The sequence below is a fragment of the Limnohabitans sp. genome (assembly GCF_044361645.1).
Classification (GTDB): Bacteria; Pseudomonadota; Gammaproteobacteria; order Burkholderiales; family Burkholderiaceae_C; genus Limnohabitans_A.
Genome location: NZ_JBIKIL010000015.1, coordinates 11486 through 29862, shown reverse-complemented (window position 1 = coordinate 29862; position 18377 = coordinate 11486). Strand labels below are relative to the sequence as shown.

At 59.1% G+C, this 18377-nt stretch carries 13 protein-coding genes; 7 read left to right on the top strand and 6 right to left on the bottom strand.

The features are described 5' to 3' along the window. The first annotated feature begins 247 nt into the window (after nt 1-247). Nucleotides 248-1294, top strand: coding sequence for a homocysteine S-methyltransferase family protein (locus tag ACIQ39_RS04135; RefSeq protein WP_396433347.1), 1047 nt, complete (start codon nt 248-250; stop codon nt 1292-1294). Nucleotides 1295-1616: 322 nt separating this feature from the next. Here ACIQ39_RS04135 and ACIQ39_RS04130 read toward each other — a convergent pair whose 3' ends face one another. Continuing rightward, nucleotides 1617-2360 carry a tyrosine-protein phosphatase gene (locus tag ACIQ39_RS04130; protein WP_396433346.1) on the bottom strand — a complete coding sequence of 248 codons (744 nt, stop codon included), beginning with the start codon at nt 2358-2360 and terminating at the stop codon, nt 1617-1619. A gap of 255 nt (nt 2361-2615) precedes the next feature. Here ACIQ39_RS04130 and ACIQ39_RS04125 point away from each other — a divergent pair, with 255 nt between their 5' ends. From ACIQ39_RS04125 to cynS, 6 genes are all read left to right on the top strand, one after another. Then, the gene (locus ACIQ39_RS04125) at nt 2616-3890 is read left to right on the top strand and encodes a PAS domain S-box protein (protein WP_396433345.1); all 1275 of its coding nucleotides are present in this window, start codon (nt 2616-2618) and stop codon (nt 3888-3890) included. Further along, nucleotides 3887-4552 (top strand): response regulator, encoded by a 666-nt coding sequence (locus tag ACIQ39_RS04120; protein ID WP_396433344.1) that lies wholly within the window; start codon nt 3887-3889, stop codon nt 4550-4552. Before ACIQ39_RS04125 ends, ACIQ39_RS04120 begins: the two co-directional genes overlap by 4 nt. A 942-nt stretch (nt 4553-5494) precedes the next feature. Further along, a complete protein-coding gene (locus ACIQ39_RS04115; RefSeq protein ID WP_396433343.1) occupies nt 5495-6901 on the top strand; it encodes a CmpA/NrtA family ABC transporter substrate-binding protein in 1407 nt (468 codons plus the stop codon). A gap of 5 nt (nt 6902-6906) precedes the next feature. Further along, nucleotides 6907-7773 (top strand): nitrate ABC transporter permease, encoded by an 867-nt coding sequence (gene ntrB, locus ACIQ39_RS04110; protein ID WP_396433342.1) that lies wholly within the window; start codon nt 6907-6909, stop codon nt 7771-7773. A 142-nt stretch (nt 7774-7915) separates the two neighbouring features. Next, nucleotides 7916-8710 (top strand): ABC transporter ATP-binding protein, encoded by a 795-nt coding sequence (locus tag ACIQ39_RS04105; protein WP_396433341.1) that lies wholly within the window; start codon nt 7916-7918, stop codon nt 8708-8710. A gap of 46 nt (nt 8711-8756) precedes the next feature. Then, entirely contained in the window at nt 8757-9200 is a 444-nt protein-coding gene (gene cynS / locus ACIQ39_RS04100; protein WP_396433340.1) for a cyanase, read from the top strand. 73 nt (nt 9201-9273) lie between these two features. Here cynS and ACIQ39_RS04095 read toward each other — a convergent pair whose 3' ends face one another. The 5 genes from ACIQ39_RS04095 to ACIQ39_RS04075 are packed head-to-tail and all read right to left on the bottom strand — an operon-like array spanning nt 9274 to nt 18370. Further along, nucleotides 9274-12435 (bottom strand): type I restriction endonuclease subunit R, encoded by a 3162-nt coding sequence (locus ACIQ39_RS04095; RefSeq protein WP_396433339.1) that lies wholly within the window; start codon nt 12433-12435, stop codon nt 9274-9276. Nucleotide 12436: 1 nt separating this feature from the next. Next, complete coding sequence (locus ACIQ39_RS04090) at nt 12437-13933, bottom strand: RNA-binding domain-containing protein (RefSeq protein WP_396433338.1); 1497 nt, start codon at nt 13931-13933, stop codon at nt 12437-12439. Between the two features lie 54 nt (nt 13934-13987). Then, on the bottom strand, nt 13988-15280 hold the full coding sequence (locus ACIQ39_RS04085; RefSeq protein ID WP_396433337.1) for an FRG domain-containing protein: 1293 nt from the start codon (nt 15278-15280) through the stop codon (nt 13988-13990). Further along, entirely contained in the window at nt 15277-16662 is a 1386-nt protein-coding gene (locus ACIQ39_RS04080) for a restriction endonuclease subunit S (protein ID WP_396433336.1), read from the bottom strand. Before ACIQ39_RS04080 ends, ACIQ39_RS04085 begins: the two co-directional genes overlap by 4 nt. After that, complete coding sequence (locus ACIQ39_RS04075) at nt 16652-18370, bottom strand: type I restriction-modification system subunit M (protein ID WP_396433335.1); 1719 nt, start codon at nt 18368-18370, stop codon at nt 16652-16654. Before ACIQ39_RS04075 ends, ACIQ39_RS04080 begins: the two co-directional genes overlap by 11 nt. Nucleotides 18371-18377 lie beyond the last annotated feature (7 nt).

The following is an 18377-nucleotide window of genomic DNA, read 5'->3' as shown; positions in this document are numbered from 1 at the left end:
CTTGAGGTCCGAAAAATTGAAAAAATCACATGCGCTCAAGGCCTGGCGCGTGCTTCGTATCGGGTTTGGCAGCAAGGCTGTCGGTCTCGACAATCCATCTTAAAGCATTTGTACAAATGCAATTGTTGGCTCGCCCCTTTGGCTTTTGATAAAAAGGCCAAGCTGTTGTTTTAGACAATTTGAAAACAGCGGCCAATGACCAACGCATCGTTGGCGAGGCAAGTCGCGCTTTCATACAATAGTCAGCATGAAAGCCTTGACCTACACCCGCGCCCAGACACTGCCCGACATCCTTCAGACCCGCATCGCCATCCTCGACGGGGCCATGGGCACCATGATCCAGCGCTTCAAATTGAGCGAGGCCGACTACCGAGGTGAGCGCTTCAAAGACTTCCCCAAAGACATCAAGGGCAACAACGAGTTGCTCAGCCTGACACGCCCCGATGTGATCCGCGACATCCACGAAGGGTATCTCGCCGCCGGGGCTGACCTGATCGAGACCAACACCTTTGGCGCGACCACCATCGCCCAGTCCGACTACGACATGCAGCACTTGGCGCGAGAGATGAACCTCGCGTCGGCAAAATTAGCCCGCGCTGCCTGCGACAAATTTGCCACGCCCGACAAGCCGCGCTTTGTGGCGGGCGCTTTGGGCCCCACGCCCAAAACCGCCAGCATCAGCCCCGATGTGAACGACGCAGGGGCCCGCAACGTCAACTTTGAGGAACTGCGCGCCGCCTATTACGAACAGGTTCAAGCGCTGGTCGAAGGTGGCTCAGACGTGCTGCTGGTTGAAACCATTTTTGACACGCTCAACGCCAAAGCCGCGCTGTTCGCCATCGAAGAATTTTTTGAGGCCAGTGGCGAACGCCTGCCCCTGATCATCAGCGGCACCGTGACCGACGCGTCGGGCCGCATCTTGAGCGGCCAAACTGTGAGCGCTTTTTGGCACAGCGTGCGCCACGCACAGCCCCTGGCGATTGGCCTGAACTGCGCTTTGGGCGCAACCCTGATGCGCCCTTACATCCAAGAGCTGAACAAGGTGGCGGGCGACACCTTCATCAGCTGCTACCCCAATGCCGGCCTGCCCAACCCCATGAGCGACACCGGCTTTGACGAAACGCCGGATGTGACCAGCCGCCTGCTGCACGAATTTGCGGCCGAAGGCCTGGTCAACATTGTTGGCGGCTGCTGCGGCACCACCCCCGAGCACATCGCCGCGATAGGTCAGGCCGTGACCCCCCTGGCCCCACGTGGCGTGCGCGGGGGCTTTTTTTACAAAGAAGCGGCGTGAGCACGGCGCGGGCATTGTGAGGTGCGGACGCATGGGCTGCCATCGCCATGGATCCGACCCGGTAATTTAGAGCTGGGCGAGGCCAAGCCGCTTGTTTCACGCAGCGCCTCTGATCTCTGACATTGCGGTGCTACGCCCGGGGTGAGAAAAAAAGACCGGCTGGCTTGAATCGCCCGCCAAGGCAAAGATGAAGGTGCCATGAAAGCGCCCATTTCACAGGGCCAGATCAAGCGGCGCAGGGCAAGCCAGTTGCTCAAGTCTTAACGCGCGGCACCAGGCGATGCATGGCTTGATGGGAGTCTGGCCGCCGCGCAGCCACAACTTAGCCCTGCTCGAGCAACAAGCGCTGCAACTCACCGAGCTCTTGCGAACCCAGGCCAAGGGCGTCGTGCAAATAGCCCTGCATGCCGCCGTGCTCCTTGTCCACCGTGTCAAAAGCGGCATTTAAAAACGCGGGTTGCACTTGCCACAGCACCTTCATCACATGCGGGTGACCTTGGCCTTCTAGGCGGGCGTCGCGTTTGTAGAGCTGGTTGGTCAGCAGGTAGTCGTGCAAGGTGGTGGCGCGGTCGACACCCAAAGCCGACAGCAGCAGGGCCGCGGCAAAGCCCGTGCGGTCTTTGCCAGCGGTGCAGTGGAACACCTGTGGCGTGGGCTTGTCCAACAAGTGTTTCAAAAACCGCGCGTAAGTGTCCGCATTGCGGTTCACAAAATGACGGTAAGTCTCGCGCATCAGTTCCACGGTGTCTTCGGTGCTGGGCACCACGCCTTGCGCCACCAGTGCCTGCATTCGCGCAATCACCGTGGGCTCGATGCTGAACGCCACGCGCTGCACGCCGGGCAGGGCATAGGGCGTGGTCTCGACTTCGACCGCGCCCCGAAAGTCCAGGCTGTGCCCCACACCGAATGCCTTGATGCGATCCAGATCGTCGGCCGTCAAGCTGGCCAGATGGTCCGAGCGGAAAACCTGGCCGCGCCGCACGCGGCGGCCATCGACATTGCGGTAGCCGCCGATGTCGCGGAAGTTGGAAGCGCCTTGGAGCAGGGAAGAAGGGGACGGGTTCATGACAAACACAATGGGGGCAAGCAAGACAAAATAAAACAGGCAATCCGAGCAAGCCGACAGACGCCCAGGTTGGGGGCCGTCCACCGCTGTGCGCGGATGCCTTGGCAAACAGCGTGGCTCTATTGTGGCGTGCTGTTCGTCTTGAGGTGCTGACACCAGGCGACAAAGCCCCGAAGCCCAGAGGCGAAGCTTGGGCGAACCCTGGGCAAACACCCAGCACCTGGGTGTGGCACACGCCTTGCTAGGTAGATGTACATGCACGCTGATTTGAAACCACCCACTTGCGCTGAGCCAGTCGTTCAAGGCTTTGGCAGCGTCGCCGCAGCATGGCGCGACCCATTGGGCCTGATGCTGGCCTCAACAGGTGAGGGGGTTTTTGGGGTCGGCTTGGATGGCCTGTGCGTATTCATCAACCCGGCAGGTGCCCGCATGATTGGTTTTGAGCCCCAGCAGGTGCTGGGCCAAAACATGCACGTGCTGACGCACCATTCGCACAGCGATGGCGCGCACTACCCGATGAACGACTGCCCGATTTACAACGCCTTTCGGCAAGGTCAAGCCTGTCGCATCGACAGCGAGGTGTTTTGGCGCGCCGATGGCAGCAGCTTCCCGGTGGCGTATTCCAGCTACCCCGTGTTCGATCAAGCCCAGGTGCGCGGCGCGGTGGTCACCTTTGCAGACATCACCGAGCGCAGGCGCGCCGAAGACGCTTTGCAGCACGCCAAAAACGAGCTGGAACAGCGCGTGACCGAACGCACCCAAGCACTGGAAACCGCCTTGCAGCAACTGCGCGAATTGGCCGCTTGGTCTGAAACCGTGCGCGAAGAGGAGCGCACCCGCATTGCGCGCGAAGTGCACGACGAACTGGGCAGTTTGCTGGTGGCCCTCAAGATGGATGTGGGCTGGCTGGACAAACGCTTGTCTGAACAAGAACCAGACAAGAGCGCTGAAACCCACTGCATGCGTGAAAGCAGGCGTGGAAAAATGCGCGATAAATGCCAAAATATGAGCCGCTTGATCGAAAACGCAGTGGTCAATGTGGGCCGCATCATCACCGACCTGCGTCCCAGCATCCTGGACCATCAGGGCCTGTGGGGCGCTTTGGAGTGGCAAGCGCGTGAGTTTGTGCAGTCGACCGAGCAAGAACTCAAATGGTGCATGGAGGTGGACGAGCAACGCGTGCTGCCCGAGCCCATGGCCATGGCGGTGTTCCGTGTCTTTCAGGAGATGCTGAGCAACGTGGGACGACACGCGCAGGCGCGGACGGTGGACGTGGACATCGTCGAGCGCGCCGGTTGGTTGCACCTGTCGGTCGAAGACGACGGCTGCGGTGCCTTGGCGCGGGCGTTTGAATCGGCGCAGGCCTACGGCGTCATGGGCATGCGCGAGCGGGCGCGGCATTTTGGGGGGGCGGTTGACATCGACAGTGCGCCCGGGCGGGGCACCCGCATGCGCTTGTCCATGCCCATGCCCATGCCCTTGCCTGACGACGCGGCGGTAGCCAACGCTGCACCCGAGGTGTCGCCATGAAACACCACCAGCATCTGAGCATGCGCGTGCTGTTGGGCGACGACCACAAGATCGTGCGCGAGGGCCTGAAAATGGTGCTGGCCGATGACCCGGGCCTGCAGGTGGTGGCCGAAGCCGACACCGGCCCAGCGGTGCTGGCGGCGGTGCGCGCGCTGCAAGGCACGCAGGGCATCGACGTGGTGCTGCTCGACATCGCCATGCCCGGCATGGACGGCCTGGATGTGTTGCAAGCGCTGCGGCGCGACTGGCCGGGCTTGCCGGTGCTCATGCTCAGCACCTACCCCGAAAAACAATACGCGGTGCGCTGCATTCAGCTGGGGGCCTCGGGCTATCTGAACAAAAGCACCGACCCGGACCAGCTGATCGCCGCTTTGCGCCGCGTCGCAGCAGGCGGCATGCATGTCTCGCCCGCCACGGCCGAGGCCTTGGCCAGCTTGATCAGCCCGGGCCGCACCAAAAGCGGGATCGAGCTGCTCTCGCACCGCGAGCACCAGGTCTATCTCTTGTTAACGCAAGGCCACACGGTGGGCGAAATTGGTGCGCAATTGAGTTTGGCCCCCAACACCGTGAGCACTTACCGTGCACGCATCCTCGAAAAGACCGGCACCAAGAACGATGTGGAGCTGGCTTTGTACGCGCAAAGCCTGGGTGCGACCCATTGAAACGCAAGCCACAGGTGCGCCCCTGTAGGAGCGGTCTCCGACCGCGAATGCTGGTGCGCCCTGTAGGAGCGGTCTCCGACCGCGAAAGCTGGTGCCCCCCTGTAGGAGCGGTCTCCGACCGCGAAAACCTTACCCGTGCATGCATCGCGGTCAGAGACCGCTCCCACAAAAAAAGGATGCGTTCCCACAATAAAACGGGTGCGCTTCCACAATAAAAACGGGTGTGCTTCCCCTGTAGGAGCGGTCTCCGACCGCGAAAGCTGGTGCGCCCCTGTAGGAGCGGTCTCCGACCGCGAAAGCTGGTGCGCCCCTGTAGAAGCGGTCTCCGACCGCGAAAACCTTGTCCGGGCATGCATCGCGGTCAGAGACCGCTCCCACAAAAAACGGGTGCGTTCCAACAATAAAACGGGTGCGCCCTCCTTGTAGGAGCGGTCTCCGACCGCGAAAGCTGGTGCGCCCCTGTAGGAGCGGTCTCCGACCGCGAAAACCTTGTCCGGGCATGCATCGCGGTCAGAGACCGCCCCCACAAAAATCGGATGCCTTCCCACATAAAACGGGTGTGCTTCCCTTGTAGGAGCGGTCTCCGACCGCGAAAACTGATGCCCCCTGTAGGAGCGGTCTCCGACCGCGAAAGCCTTGTCCGGGCATCCATCGCGGTCAGAGACCGCTCCCACAAAAAACGGGTGCGCTTCCACAAAAAAAGGATGCCTTCCCACAAAAAACGGGTGCGCTCCCACAATAAAACGGATGCGCTAGAACAATAAAAACGGGCGCGCTCCCACATGACCGACATCGGCGTCAGCTCTTTGTAGGGACAGCCCTACACCGCATCGACAAGCGCCTTGCGAAATGAGGTCTGGTCTGCTCGAAGGCACGCCTTCAAGGTTTTCTGGCCCGCAGCTTGCATAGACCTCTGCATCCACAACCCCAAGCGAGGCCGCCATGTCTGAATTTTTTGATCCGTACAACGCTGACCGCCCTTTGATGCTCAAGTGCAGCTGCGGCCGTGACCATTCACCTGCCGATCACCATGCGGCTGTCGCGGCCGACGCCGCCGCAGCTCAATTGCGCGCCCGGTCTGAAACCGCCGAGTTCGAGGCCTACAGCCAAGAATTCATCGAAGCCACCTTGGTCAAGTCGCTGTTCCCGCACGACGAAGAGCGCCGCCTGTTTTTGCGCGCCGTGGGCAAAAAAACCGCCATGGCCGCCATTGCCAGCGTGTTGCCCGTGGCCAGCTTGCAGGCCTTGGCGCAAAGCAAAGGCCCTTTGGAGAAAACCAAGCTCAAGATCGGTTTCATCCCGATCACCTGCGCCACACCGCTCATCATGGCCGAGCCTCTGGGTTTCTACCAAAAGCAGGGCCTGAATGTCGAAGTGACCAAGACCGCAGGCTGGGCCTTGATCCGCGACAAGATGATCAACAAGGAATACGACGCCACGCACTTCTTGTCACCCATGCCATTGGCCATCAGCATGGGCTTGGGCGCGAACGCCACGCCCATGAACGTGGCCACCATCCAGAACATCAACGGCCAGGCCATCACGCTGGCCATGAAGCACAAGAACAACCGCGACCCGAAGAACTGGAAGGGCTTCAAGTTTGCCGTGCCTTTTGATTATTCGATGCACAACTTCTTGCTGCGTTACTACCTGGCCGAAAACGGCATCAACCCCGACACCGATGTGCAAATCCGTGTGGTGCCGCCGCCAGAGATGGTGGCCAACTTGCGCTCGGGCAACATCGACGGTTTCCTCGGACCCGATCCCTTCAACCAGCGTGCGGTGTTCGACGAAGTCGGCTTCATCCACCTGCTGACCAAGGACTTGTGGAACGGCCACCCCTGCTGTGCCTTTGGCACCAGCACCGAATTCATCCAGCAAAACCCCAACACTTTTGCCGCCCTTTACCGCGCAGTCCTCACGGCCGCGGCCATGGCGCGCAAGCCCGAAAACCGCGAGTTGATCTCCAAAGTCATATCGCCAGCGCAGTACCTGAACCAACCCGAGGCGGTGATTGCCCAAGTGCTCACGGGCAAGTTTGCCGACGGCTTGGGCAAGGTGCAAAACGTGCCGGACCGTGCCGACTTTGACCCCATGCCTTGGCAGAGCATGGCGGTGTGGATGCTCACGCAAATGAAGCGCTGGGGCTATGTGAAAGGCGATGTGGATTACAAGCAAATCGCCGAAAAGGTGTTCCTCATCACCGATGCGCGCAAGCACATGAAAGATCTGGGCCACAGCTTTGCCGCCACCACGCCCTACCCCAAGTACAAGATCATGGGCAAAGAGTTTGACCCAGCCAAGCCCGAGGACTACATCAAGAGCTTTGCGATCAACAAGATGGGCTGAGGCACATGAAAACCCTGCACCTCAATGCCCGGGCCGCCTTGGTCTCGCTGCTCATGTTCCTGGTCTTTCTGGGGGCGTGGCAGCTCTCGGCCACCGCCCCCACGGTGGCCGGTGCCAGTGCGGCGGGCATGACGGCCGAGGAGATCGAGTACCAAAAGATGATGGGCAAGGACCCGGGCGCGGTCAAAAGCACCGGCTTTCCGCCGCCCCTGGAAGTGGGCAAGGCCATGATGGGCCACTTGGCCGATCCGTTTTATGACAAAGGCCCCAACGACAAAGGCATTGGCATCCAGCTGGGGCACTCGCTGTGGCGAGTGGCCTTGGGTTTTTTCTTGGCGGTGTTGGTGGCTTTGCCGGTGGGTTTCATGATCGGCATGTCGCCCCTCATGCGCAAGGCCTTTGACCCCTTCATTCAGGTGCTCAAACCCATCAGCCCGCTGGCCTGGATGCCGCTGGCGCTGTACACCCTGAAAGACTCGGAGGTCAGCGGCATCTTCGTCATCTTCATCTGTTCGGTCTGGCCCATGCTGATCAACACCGCCTTTGGTGTGGCCGCCGTCAAGCGCGAATGGCTGAACGTGGCCAGCACGCTGGAAGTGCAGCCGCTGCGCAAGGCCTTCTTGGTGATCTTGCCTGCTGCGGCCCCCACCATCGTCACTGGCATGCGCATCAGCATGGGCATCGCCTGGCTGGTGATCGTGGCCGCCGAGATGCTGGTGGGCGGCACGGGCGTGGGCTACTTTGTGTGGAACGAGTGGAACAACCTGTCGCTGGTGAATGTGATCTTTGCGGTGCTGCTGATTGGCGTGGTGGGCATGTTGCTGGACTTGGCCTTTGCCCAAGTGCAAAAGGCGGTGACCTATGTGGAGTGACACCGCTGAGCGCGCTGCGTTGCTCCCTGTCGCTGCGCCCCATGCCGCCCCTTTCTACGTCCCCTCATCTGCGCCCTCACCTCAATCCTTACCTGCGGCATCTTCTGCGCTTTCCCATGCACCTTCCAAACAGGCTCACGCCATGAATGCTTTCCTCCAAATTGAAAAACTGGGCAAGGCCTACCAAAGCGACAAGCCGGTGTTTTCAGACGTGTCTTTCAGCATCGACAAGGGCGAGTTTGTTTGCATCATCGGCCACTCGGGCTGCGGCAAAACCACCATCTTGAACGTGTTGGCGGGCCTGGACACGGCCAGCACGGGCCATGCCTTCATGGACGGGCGCGAGATCGCCGGCCCCAGTCTGGAGCGCGGCGTGGTGTTCCAAAGCCATGCGCTCATGCCCTGGCTCACGGTGCGGCAAAACATCGCGTTTGCTGTGCGGTCCAAATGGCCAGAATGGAAAACACCGCAGGTCAATGCGCATGTGGAAAAGCACGTGGGCATGGTGGGCTTGCTGCACGCCATCGACAAAAAACCCAGCCAACTGTCGGGCGGCATGAAGCAGCGTGTGGGCATTGCCCGGGCCTTTGCCATCCAGCCCAAGATGCTGCTGCTCGACGAGCCCTTTGGCGCGCTGGACGCACTCACGCGCGGCACCATCCAAGACGAGCTGATGACCATCGTGCGCCAGACGCAGCAGACCGTCTTCATGATCACGCACGACGTGGACGAAGCCATTTTGTTGTCCGACCGCATCTTGCTCATGAGCAACGGCAACGACTCGGGTGGCAGCTATGTGCCCGGTGGCTTGGCCGAAGTGGTGGTCAACCCGCTGCCGCGCGAACGCACCCGCGCCCAGCTCCACCACCTGCCGGGCTACTACGACATGCGCAACCACATCGTGGATTTTTTGGTGTCACGCGCCAAAGCCCATTGAATTGTTTCTCCCCAAATTTTCATCAACTCCCCATAAGAGGTCTTTCATGAACCGTTTAGAAGTCACCGAAAAAATCGTCTCCACCAAAGTGGCCAAAGGCATCAAGTGGAGCGATGTCGCCGAAAAAGTTGGCCTGTCCAAAGAATGGGTCACCGCCGGGTGCCTGGGCCAAATGACCTTTGATGCCAAGCAGGCCAAGATCATCGGCAAGATTTTTGGCCTGAGCGCCGACGAGATCAAGTGGCTGCAAGTCGTGCCCTACAAAGGCTCACTGCCCAGCCAAGTGCCGACCGACCCGCTGATCTACCGCTGGTACGAAATCGTGAGCGTCTACGGCACCACCATCAAGGAACTGATCCACGAAGAGTTTGGCGACGGCATCATGAGCGCGATTGACTTCAGCATGGACATCGTGCGCCAGCCCGACCCCAAAGGCGACCGCGTGAACGTGGTGCTGTCGGGCAAGTTCTTGCCTTACAAGCAGTACTGACGCACACGCTGGAAAAGTAGAGTCACAGTCACCCGGTTAATGCCGGGTACTGCGGATGGCGTGGACGGTCGTTTCAACTTGACCAGTTATTCGACAACACCTCTGCCTGCTGTAAAACCAATTCAACTGCATCTTTTTCACCCGGACCCGGTGGCGGGTACTTCCACCGCTGCAAGGTTCTTCGCACCAAGATGCGCAGACGCGCTCGAACACTCTCGCGCACCTGCCAATCTACCGTTGTGCTTGCCCTGAGTTTTTCGGTGATTTCGATGGCAATTTTTTTCAAAATATCGTCACCCAACTCTCGCACTGCACTTTCGTTGTTGGCCAACGCGTCATAGAAGGCAATCTCGTCATGCCCTAAGCCCAAAGAAGCCTCGCGCTCCAGAACTGCCTGGAACTCCTTGGCCATCTGGATCAGCTCTTCAATCACCTGGGCTGTTTCAATGGCGCGGTTGTGGTACTTGCGCAGAGTCTCCAGTAAGCGGTCGCCGTATTTCTTCTCTTGAACCACGTTGTTGCGAGTACGGGCCTTGATCTCATCTCGCAGCAGTTTTTCCAGCAGCTCCACGGCAAGATTTCTTGTCTTCATCTGCCGCACGTCTTCCAGAAATTCGTCTGACAGTAAGCCGATGTTGGGCTTGTCCAACCCAGCTAAAGCAAAAATATCTGCCACCCCATCGGCCACGATGGCGTTGTCCAGAATTTGTTTCAACGCGCTGTTTTTGTCCTCCGTGGTGCGCTTCTTATCTACCGTGGTGAACTTGTTGATAGCCGCCTTGATCGCCGAGAAAAAGGCGATCTCTCTGCGCAAAGCCACGGCTTCATCCAATGTGCCGCAAAGCGAGAACGCTTTGCTTACCGCAGTCATCACATCCAGAAAACGCGACTTACCGTCCTTCATGCCAAGTATGTGGTTGGCAGCAGGCACCAGCAGGGGCACCGCATCGGTCTCGAAGGCGCTGTAGTCAAAGCTGTGCATCAGTCCGCGCACGACGTCCATTTTCTCCAGCAGTACGGCCAAGGCCTCTGCCGCGTTGTGCGTCGGGTCGCCTTTGCCTTTGGAATCGGTGTAGGTTTTCAGCGCTGCCTTCAGCTCGTTGGCAATGCCGATGTAATCCACCACCAAGCCGCCAGGCTTGTTCTTGAACACCCGATTCACCCGAGCAATCGCTTGCATCAGGTTATGGCCCTTCATGGGCTTGTCTACATACATGGTGTGGCACGAAGGTGCGTCAAACCCGGTCAGCCACATGTCGCGAACGATCACCAGCTTCAGCGAATCCTTGGGGTCTTTGAACCGCTTTTCCAGACGCTTTTTCACCTTGTGGGTGTAAATGTGCGGCTGCAGCAGCGCTTTGTCTGCGGCTGACCCCGTCATTACTATCTTGATAGTGCCCTGCTCCGGGTCGGCGCTGTGCCACTCGGGGCGCAATGCCACGATGGCGCTGTAGAGCTGGGCACAAATGTCGCGGCTCATGCACACGATCATGGCCTTGCCGTCGATGGTGCTGATGCGTGCTTCAAAGTGCTGCACCAGATCTTTGGCCACCTGCTGCAAGCGTGGTTCTGCACCGACCAGTTTTTCCAATGCAGCCCATTCGCTCTTGGTCTTTTCCCGGCTGGCGGTGTCTTCTTCGTCCTCCACGACTTCGTCCACCTGGGCGTTGAGTGCGTCGATCTCGGCTTGCTTGACGTCCAGCTTGGCCAACCTGCTTTCATAAAAAATCGGCACCGTCGCGCCGTCGTCCACCGCGTCCTGAATGTCATAAATGCTGACGTAATCGCCAAACACTGCGCGGGTGTCTTTGTCTTCTAACGCAATAGGGGTACCTGTGAAGCCAATGAAGGTGGCGTTTTTCAGCGCATCGCGCAGGTGCTTGGCGTAGCCAAACACGTACTTGCCGGTCTTGGTGTCCAGCCTGCCTTTCATGCCGTATTGGCTGCGGTGTGCTTCGTCCGACATCACTACGATATTTGAGCGGTTTGAGAGCAACGGGTGTGCATCTTCATCGTCTAGCAGTGCGAACTTTTGCACCGTGGTGAAGACAATGCCGCCCGCCTGGCGCGAGGCCAGCATCTCGCGCAACTCGTCGCGACCCGTAGCCTGCAGCGGCGTGGTTCGCAGCAAATCGTTGGCCGCGCAAAAGGTCTCGTAAAGTTGCCCGTCCAAGTCGTTGCGGTCGGTCACCACCACCAAGGTGGGGTTTTTCATTTCGGGTTGCTGCAGCAATTTACCCGCATAGCAGGCCATGGTGATGCTCTTGCCTGAACCCTGTGTGTGCCACACCACGCCCGCCTTGCGCGATCCAGGCTGCACTTCTTTGCCGTAGGTTGCGCGTTCCTCGTGCACCTCCAGCACACCTTTGTCCGCATCTTGCGCGGCAATCACCGTGGCACGCACCGCTTCACGCACAGCGTGAAATTGGTGATATCCCGCAATCTTTTTGATGATGGCGTCGCCGTCTTGCTCAAACAACACAAAGTGCCGCACATAGTCCAGAAAAAGCTCGGGCTTGAAGAAGCCTCGCACCAGCGTTTCCAGCTCCATCTGCAGGCGGGGGCGATCATCTTCAGTGGCAATCGTGCGCCAAGGCAACATGCGCTCGGCATCGGCAGTTAAAGCCCCTACACGGGCCGTGAAACCATCGCTGATCACCAGCGCCGTATTGCAGTTGAATAAGTCGGCCGTCTCATCCTTGTAGGTCTGCAGTTGGTTAAATGCATCCCAAATGTCAGTCTGCTCGTTTTCAGGGTTCTTCAACTCAATCACCGCCAGCGGCAAGCCATTGACAAACACCACCAAATCCGGAATCCGTGGCCGTTTGGTGCCCGCCACCGTGAATTGGTTGACTACCAAAAACTCGTTATTTGAAGGATGGGCAAAGTCGATCAAACTGACCAAGTCGTTTGTTTTGGCTTCACCGTCAGTCTTGGCAAAACTCACATTCACGCCACTCAGCAGCAACCGGTGGACAGCCCGGTTGCGTACCACCATCAGTGGCTCGCTTACTGTCAGCAACGCGTGTGCCGCTTGCTCTAGCACCGAGGCCGGAATCTGCGGGTTGATGCGCGCCAGCGCCGCCAGCAGTCGTTCGCGCAGCACCACCTGCCGAAAGTCCGACCGCTCCGGCCGGTCGCTCTCCGGTGCGATGTCTGGCCCGTGGGCAAATTGCCAGCCCGTCTGCTGAAACCAGCCGATGCACAGGTCTTCGAGTTGTTGTTCGTTCAGCATCTCAAGGCTCCAATACTTCCCAATGGCCACCCTTGTTGGGGCCTACCCGCCTCAGACGGCCCTGCTCTTTGAGCTTTTCAACTTGCTTCAGCACCCCCCGCTTGCTGATACCCAGCCTCTCGCCCAGTGCTTGCGTGGTCATGGATGGTGTGTCTCTCAGCAGTTGAAGAACCCGTTCTTCGGTCTTTAGCGAATTTTGTGGTGAACTTTCTGGTGAACTTTCTGGTGAACCTTTCGGGACAAGTTCATCACGCCAGGTCATCTCCAACACCGAATGCTCCTGCGGCTCGTAACGTTCCAGCAGCCGCACCCCATGCCCCAGGTCCTGCCAGCCGTGCAGGATGCGCGACATGCCCGACCCGGCCCGCTCACCCAGCCCGATCATCAAAAACATCTGCTGCATCGTCCGGTTACGGCAGTCGCTCACGCCGCCCTGCAGGGCCAGCGCCGCTGGCACCCGCATGCCACCCGGGTTGCGGAAGCTGAAACCCGCCGGCTCCTTCACCACCAACACCGACAGGCGCCCGGTGAAGTCCGCGTGCACCAGCGTGTTCACCAACGCCTCGCGCAATGCCTTGTGTGTGGGCGTGTCGTCCTGGCGCACGCCGTCTTTCAACACAAAAGGCACTTTCAAATCAGCCGTGAGTTTGTTCACCACGCGACGGTAAAAGTCGAACACATTGCCCGACCAGTTGCCGTCGGGTACCACCCGGTCCAGCCATTGCACGCTGCTGGCGTAATCGGCGGGACGCTCTTGGTAATCCAAAAAATAATGCGGCAGCGCTTCGCTGATCGAAGTCCATTGCCCAAACATCAGCAGCCCAGCTACCGTCAGCCCTGCATCACCCGTGGCGCGGTCTTCCCGCCAGCCGCCCAGCATGCGCAGAAAACCCTCGTCGTCCAGCGCCAGCCAGGGGTGGTCGGGCTTGTCGGCGCGGAAGATGTTGCGGTAGGCCTTCAGGCTGTCGGCCTCCAAGTCTTTCAGGCCAAAGTGCGGCAGGATGCGGCTGTCCCGGCTGTCCTCAACCTGCTCGGCCAGCATGCGCTTGACGTCTTCGTCCGGCAGCGGTCGGTCGCCTTCGTTCAGGCGGCGGTAGGTGTTGCCATTCAGCGGATTGGTCGTTAGGTATACCGGGCGCTGCTGGCGGCTGGCACGGGGAATCTCCACCATCAGCAAAGTCTTGCCTTCAACCGCCCATTCACGCACTTCGCTGTCCGTCAGCAGATTGACGCTGACTTTTTGCCGGTTGTTGAGGTTGTTGAACAGCTCTGTGCGCACCTTGTCCGGGTTTTCGATGCCTACGGGTTCAAAGCGCCCCTGGCGCTCGCGCAGGCCCATGATGACCACACCGCCATCGGCATTGGCCATGGCGCTGTAAGTGGGCCAAAAGTCGTCTGGCAAGGTGCCTTTGCCATCGCGGCCGTTCGCGAGCTTGCATTCGACGGAGACGGATTCGCGTAGCAGCGACAAGTCTTCGAGTGAGTGAAGATCAATCACTTCGTCCTCCTAACCCAAGGATTTTCTCTTGTGATCTTTCGAGTGTTTGGCTCATCAGTAAGTACCACCATCAATCACTAAAGTGATTTTGGCCAATTCCAAAACCTGCTCCGTTACTCTGTCGCGCAATACGGAAGGGTATGCATATTTACGCAGCACTACGCGAACTCCATTCCGCAGTCTGGCTTGTACCGCTTCGCGCTTGTCCCAGTCCACCACTTTGTTACTGGCGATAACCTTGGCCAGCTCTTGCGCAATCAGTGGGATGCGGCCCGGCTCTACCTGCTGGGCTTCGGCAGGTGCGCGCAACACATCTTCGATGCTCCGCATGGACCCTGTTGCAGCAGCAGGGGCTTCCACGGCAGGCTCAAGTGGTTCAACGGTTGGCTGCGAAGCACCCGCCGCCGCCTTGGCAGCCTGCCGCGCAATCTCAGCCGCTTGCTCCGCCTCGGCCGTGAGGATGTTGCAGTAATCCGATGCGCCGATCAGGTCCGGGAAGAGGCTGGCGTGGTGGACGTTCATGCGCCGCAAGTGACGCACGCAAGCGTCGCGCCCTTCGTTCTTGATATAGATCTTGCAGATGTAGCGAGCGAGAATTTGAGGCTGTTCATCTTCCGAGGCGGCACGCAACTCTTCGTCGGTGAATCCGTCCTCATCGGTCAGCACGTCGGTCAACTTGTTCTCTAGCGTTGCGTCGTAGGGTGAGTAAGTGAACAACCCGGCCTGGTTCACCAGACGACCATGGTGGTCTTTGCGCGGCTCAAACACGCGGATGCCCGTCTCGGTTTCGTTATCAACCAGAAAGCTCTTGTTTAGCACATACACCGCGCGGTAAGGGTTGTCCTTTTCGTCTTGGCCGTCTTCCTTGTGGAAAGCGAAGAACAAGGCCACGTAGGGCGAATAGGTCCAGTCCAGCAGCGGCGTCATCAGGCCGTGATGCTGGCCAACGGACCACAGTTCATCAGGCTCGTCCACCAACGCAGTGTCGCTGAGTCGTCCACGCACTGCGCGACGGAAACGATCCAATTGATCGTCGGCCAACACCTCTGTAATGATGCCATTGGTCGTCACCCTGCCTAGCGTGGGCATCAAGCCCCAGTCATGCCGGCGGTGGCCGCGAAAAACGAGCTGCACGCCGTGGCGGTTGAAGAAGTTGCTTTCCAGGAGCTGGGTGAAATCACGCCAGCTTTCCAGACGCGTCACCGGAATACGTCCACTCAGTTCGTCGGCCATCACCTCGAAACGCTTGGTCTGACCATCTGGGCTCCAGAGCGGGATCTGTGAGAAGTAGTCGCTTGACACGACGATCTCCTCTTCTGCTGCAGGTGACTGGATCTGATTACTCACGCTGCAGCCTCCACTTCGGTGTGGCGAACCTGAAGTTCGCCAGACAGCAACCTTGGAAGCAGCGCGTCACGCAAACCAGCAAGCGTCTTTGACGCTTCATCCAGCGATTTGATCTGTTTCATGAACTGCGTGGTCTGCAGTCCAAACGCATCGGCGACCAACGCCGATGGCTTCACGACCTTGTAGGCTCCAAAACAGTCGTTAGGCACCCGTTGTCGGCCAGATGTGCCTGCCATCTGAGAAATGGCAAATGCACGGAACTCGGGGTGCCTGCAGAGGAAATAGGCAAAAGGCAGCGGCATGCCGTTCTTAGGGCGCAAGACGATGAATTCGGTAGAGCCCCAACCCACTTCATCATCTGCCAAGAAGTCCACATAGGCCGTTTTGCCGTTTTCAAGGCACGGCGTGATACGGGCCAATAGCGTGTCGCCGTTGATGAACTTGGAGCCCGACCCAAAAACACGGGGCACGACGTTATCGACGCGGGCCGCGTTGGTCGGCACGTTTGCCATGTCGAGGTACGGCGCGATTGCGCCCTTCTTCAAAACGCGGGCGGGGTTGATGTCCACACACTCTGGCAGTGGGCAAACCTCCCACCCCTTCGGCATCTCGCCCAGCTCCGAGTCCTCCATCTCATCCGGAAACAGCGCGGCGGTGGCGGCGAGGGGAGCGAACTGGTCGGGGGGCAGGGTGTCGAGTTCGGCGCCGGGCTTGCCGCTGATGGCGGTCATGGCAGCGCGCAGCGGGTCGCGGCCTTCGGCCTTGGCGGCGATCTTGGCCTTGACGGGGTCGAAATCGACAAACCACGACTTGAAGATGGCTTGCGCCATGGCTTCGAGGGTTTGGTTGATGCGGCGGTTAACGGCGATCTTGTCGTCAAGCGAACCAAGGATTCCGGCTACGCGCTGCTGTTCTTCCAGCGCCGGAAAGGTCAGCTCCAGCTTTCGCAATTCACTTTGCTTGATGCCCGTGACTGTTGACCCCGACGCACGCCCATGGAGCTGCTCTTGTATGGGCTGGCTCTGAAGAGCGAACTTCAGGTAGGTGTTGTCCAGAAGTCCTGGCTTGCCTCTTAGCGTGATGATCCGCTGAGCGAGAGCGACCCTTCTTCCGTCCAGTTGCGCGACTTCCCCTAGCGGTGCCTCCGTGGTCAACACCACATCACCAGCTTCGGGAATGCCTCGACGCATCCATTGCTCGTATGCGTCTTCAGCAATGAACTCCTCAGGGTCCTCAATGCGCCCGCCTTTCACGATCTTCGCGGTGACGAGTGGAATACCCGACAAGGTCTTCTCGGGAGTCTTTCCTCGATAGTCAATGATGGCCGCCATCCAGTCTTCAAGCGGCATTGTTTTCCAACCCTCTTGAAGATCAGATTTCATAGGCCAACCCCGCCAAGTTCTTCTTGATCTCACCTTCCAGCTTCGCGCTTTCTGCGAACTGGTCCGTCAATTGCGCCGTCAGCCGCGCCATCTTGTCGGCGAAAGCTTCTGCGTCTTCCGCCTGGTCTTCGGCACCCACATAGCGCCCAGGGGTCAGCACATGCTCATGCTTGCGGATGTCGTCCAGCCCCACAGATGCGCAGAAGCCTTTGACGTCTTCATACCCCTCGCCCTGCTGCCAAGCATGAAAGGTGTTGGTGATTTTGTCGGTATCGGCCTGGGCAAAGTCGCGCAGCACGCGGTCTTTCATGAATCCCAATTGGCGTGCGTCGATGAAGAGGAACTGCCTGCGCCGGTCGCGCTTTCGTTTGTGCAGATTGAAGCCGTTGCTCTTGTCCTTGGTCAAGAACCAGATGCAGGCCGGGATCTGCGTGTTGGTGAAGAGCTGGCCGGGCAGGGCCACCATGCATTCCACGTAGTCGTCTTCCACCAGGCGTTTGCGGATTTCGCCTTCGTTGTTGGTGTTGCTGCTCATGGAGCCGTTGGCCAGCAGCAGCGCCATGCTGCCGGTGGGTGCCAAGTGGTAGAGCATGTGCTGCAGCCAGGCGAAGTTGGCGTTGCCCTGCGGCGGCATGCAGCCGGGCAACCAGCGTGGGTCGTTTTCCAGTTTGGCGTTCCACCATTCCTTCATGTTGAAGGGTGGGTTGGCCATGACGTAGTCTGCCCGCAGGTCGGGGTGCAGGTCGTTTTGCAGGGTGTCGGCGTGGCCGGGTCCAAAGTTGAAGTCAATGCCGCGAATGGCCATGTTCATGGCCGCGAGCTTCCAGGTGGTGGGGTTGCTCTCTTGACCGTAGACGCTGATCTGGCCGCTGGCTTTGTTGCCGGTGGCTTTGGCCGACTTGCCCGCGTGCTGTTCGATGAAGTCTTCGCTTTGCACAAAGAAGCCGCCCGAGCCCATGGCCGGGTCGTACACGCGGCCTTTGAAAGGCTGCAACATGTTGACGATAAGGCTGACGATGCTTTTGGGTGTGTAGTACTGGCCACCCTTTTTACCTTCAGCCAGCGCGAACTGGCCCAGGAAGTATTCGTAGATGTGGCCCAGGATGTCTTTGGCTTGAAGGCTGAGCGGTTCGCCCCTGAATTCGGTGGCGTGAAAGTTGGTGTCCGAAAACAAAGCCATGAGTTCGGCCAGTTTGTACGACTCGATTTCGGTGTTGGCAAAGTTCTTGTTGAGCACGTTCTTGAGCTTGGAGTTTTCTCGCTCAATGGCTTCCATGGCGTTGTCGATAAGCCAGCCGACGGTGCGCATTTTTTCGGCATCCGCCTTGCCTGGCTGGTTCCACGGCAGAGCTGCTCCGGGCGGTAACTGGGCACAAGCGACCAACAGGGGCCAGCGCGCTTCACTGGGCACCCAAAAGACGTTTTTCTCGGTGTAATAGTCGCGCACTTCCAGCTCGGCAGCCAGGTCTTCGTCAAAAGTCCCCGGGTATTCGGCCGGGTTCATGTAGTAGTCATGGGCCGGGTTGGTGAACTGGGTTTTGAGTTCTTTCTGGCGCTCTTCAAATGCGTCAGACACGTATTTGATGAACAGCAGGCCCAGCACGATGTGCTTGTAGACGGCGGCGTCCAGGCTGGGCAGCAGTTTGTTCGCGGCGGTCCAGAGCTTGGCTTCAAGCGCATTAAAAAACTGTTGTTCTGTGGAATTCATGGAGCGT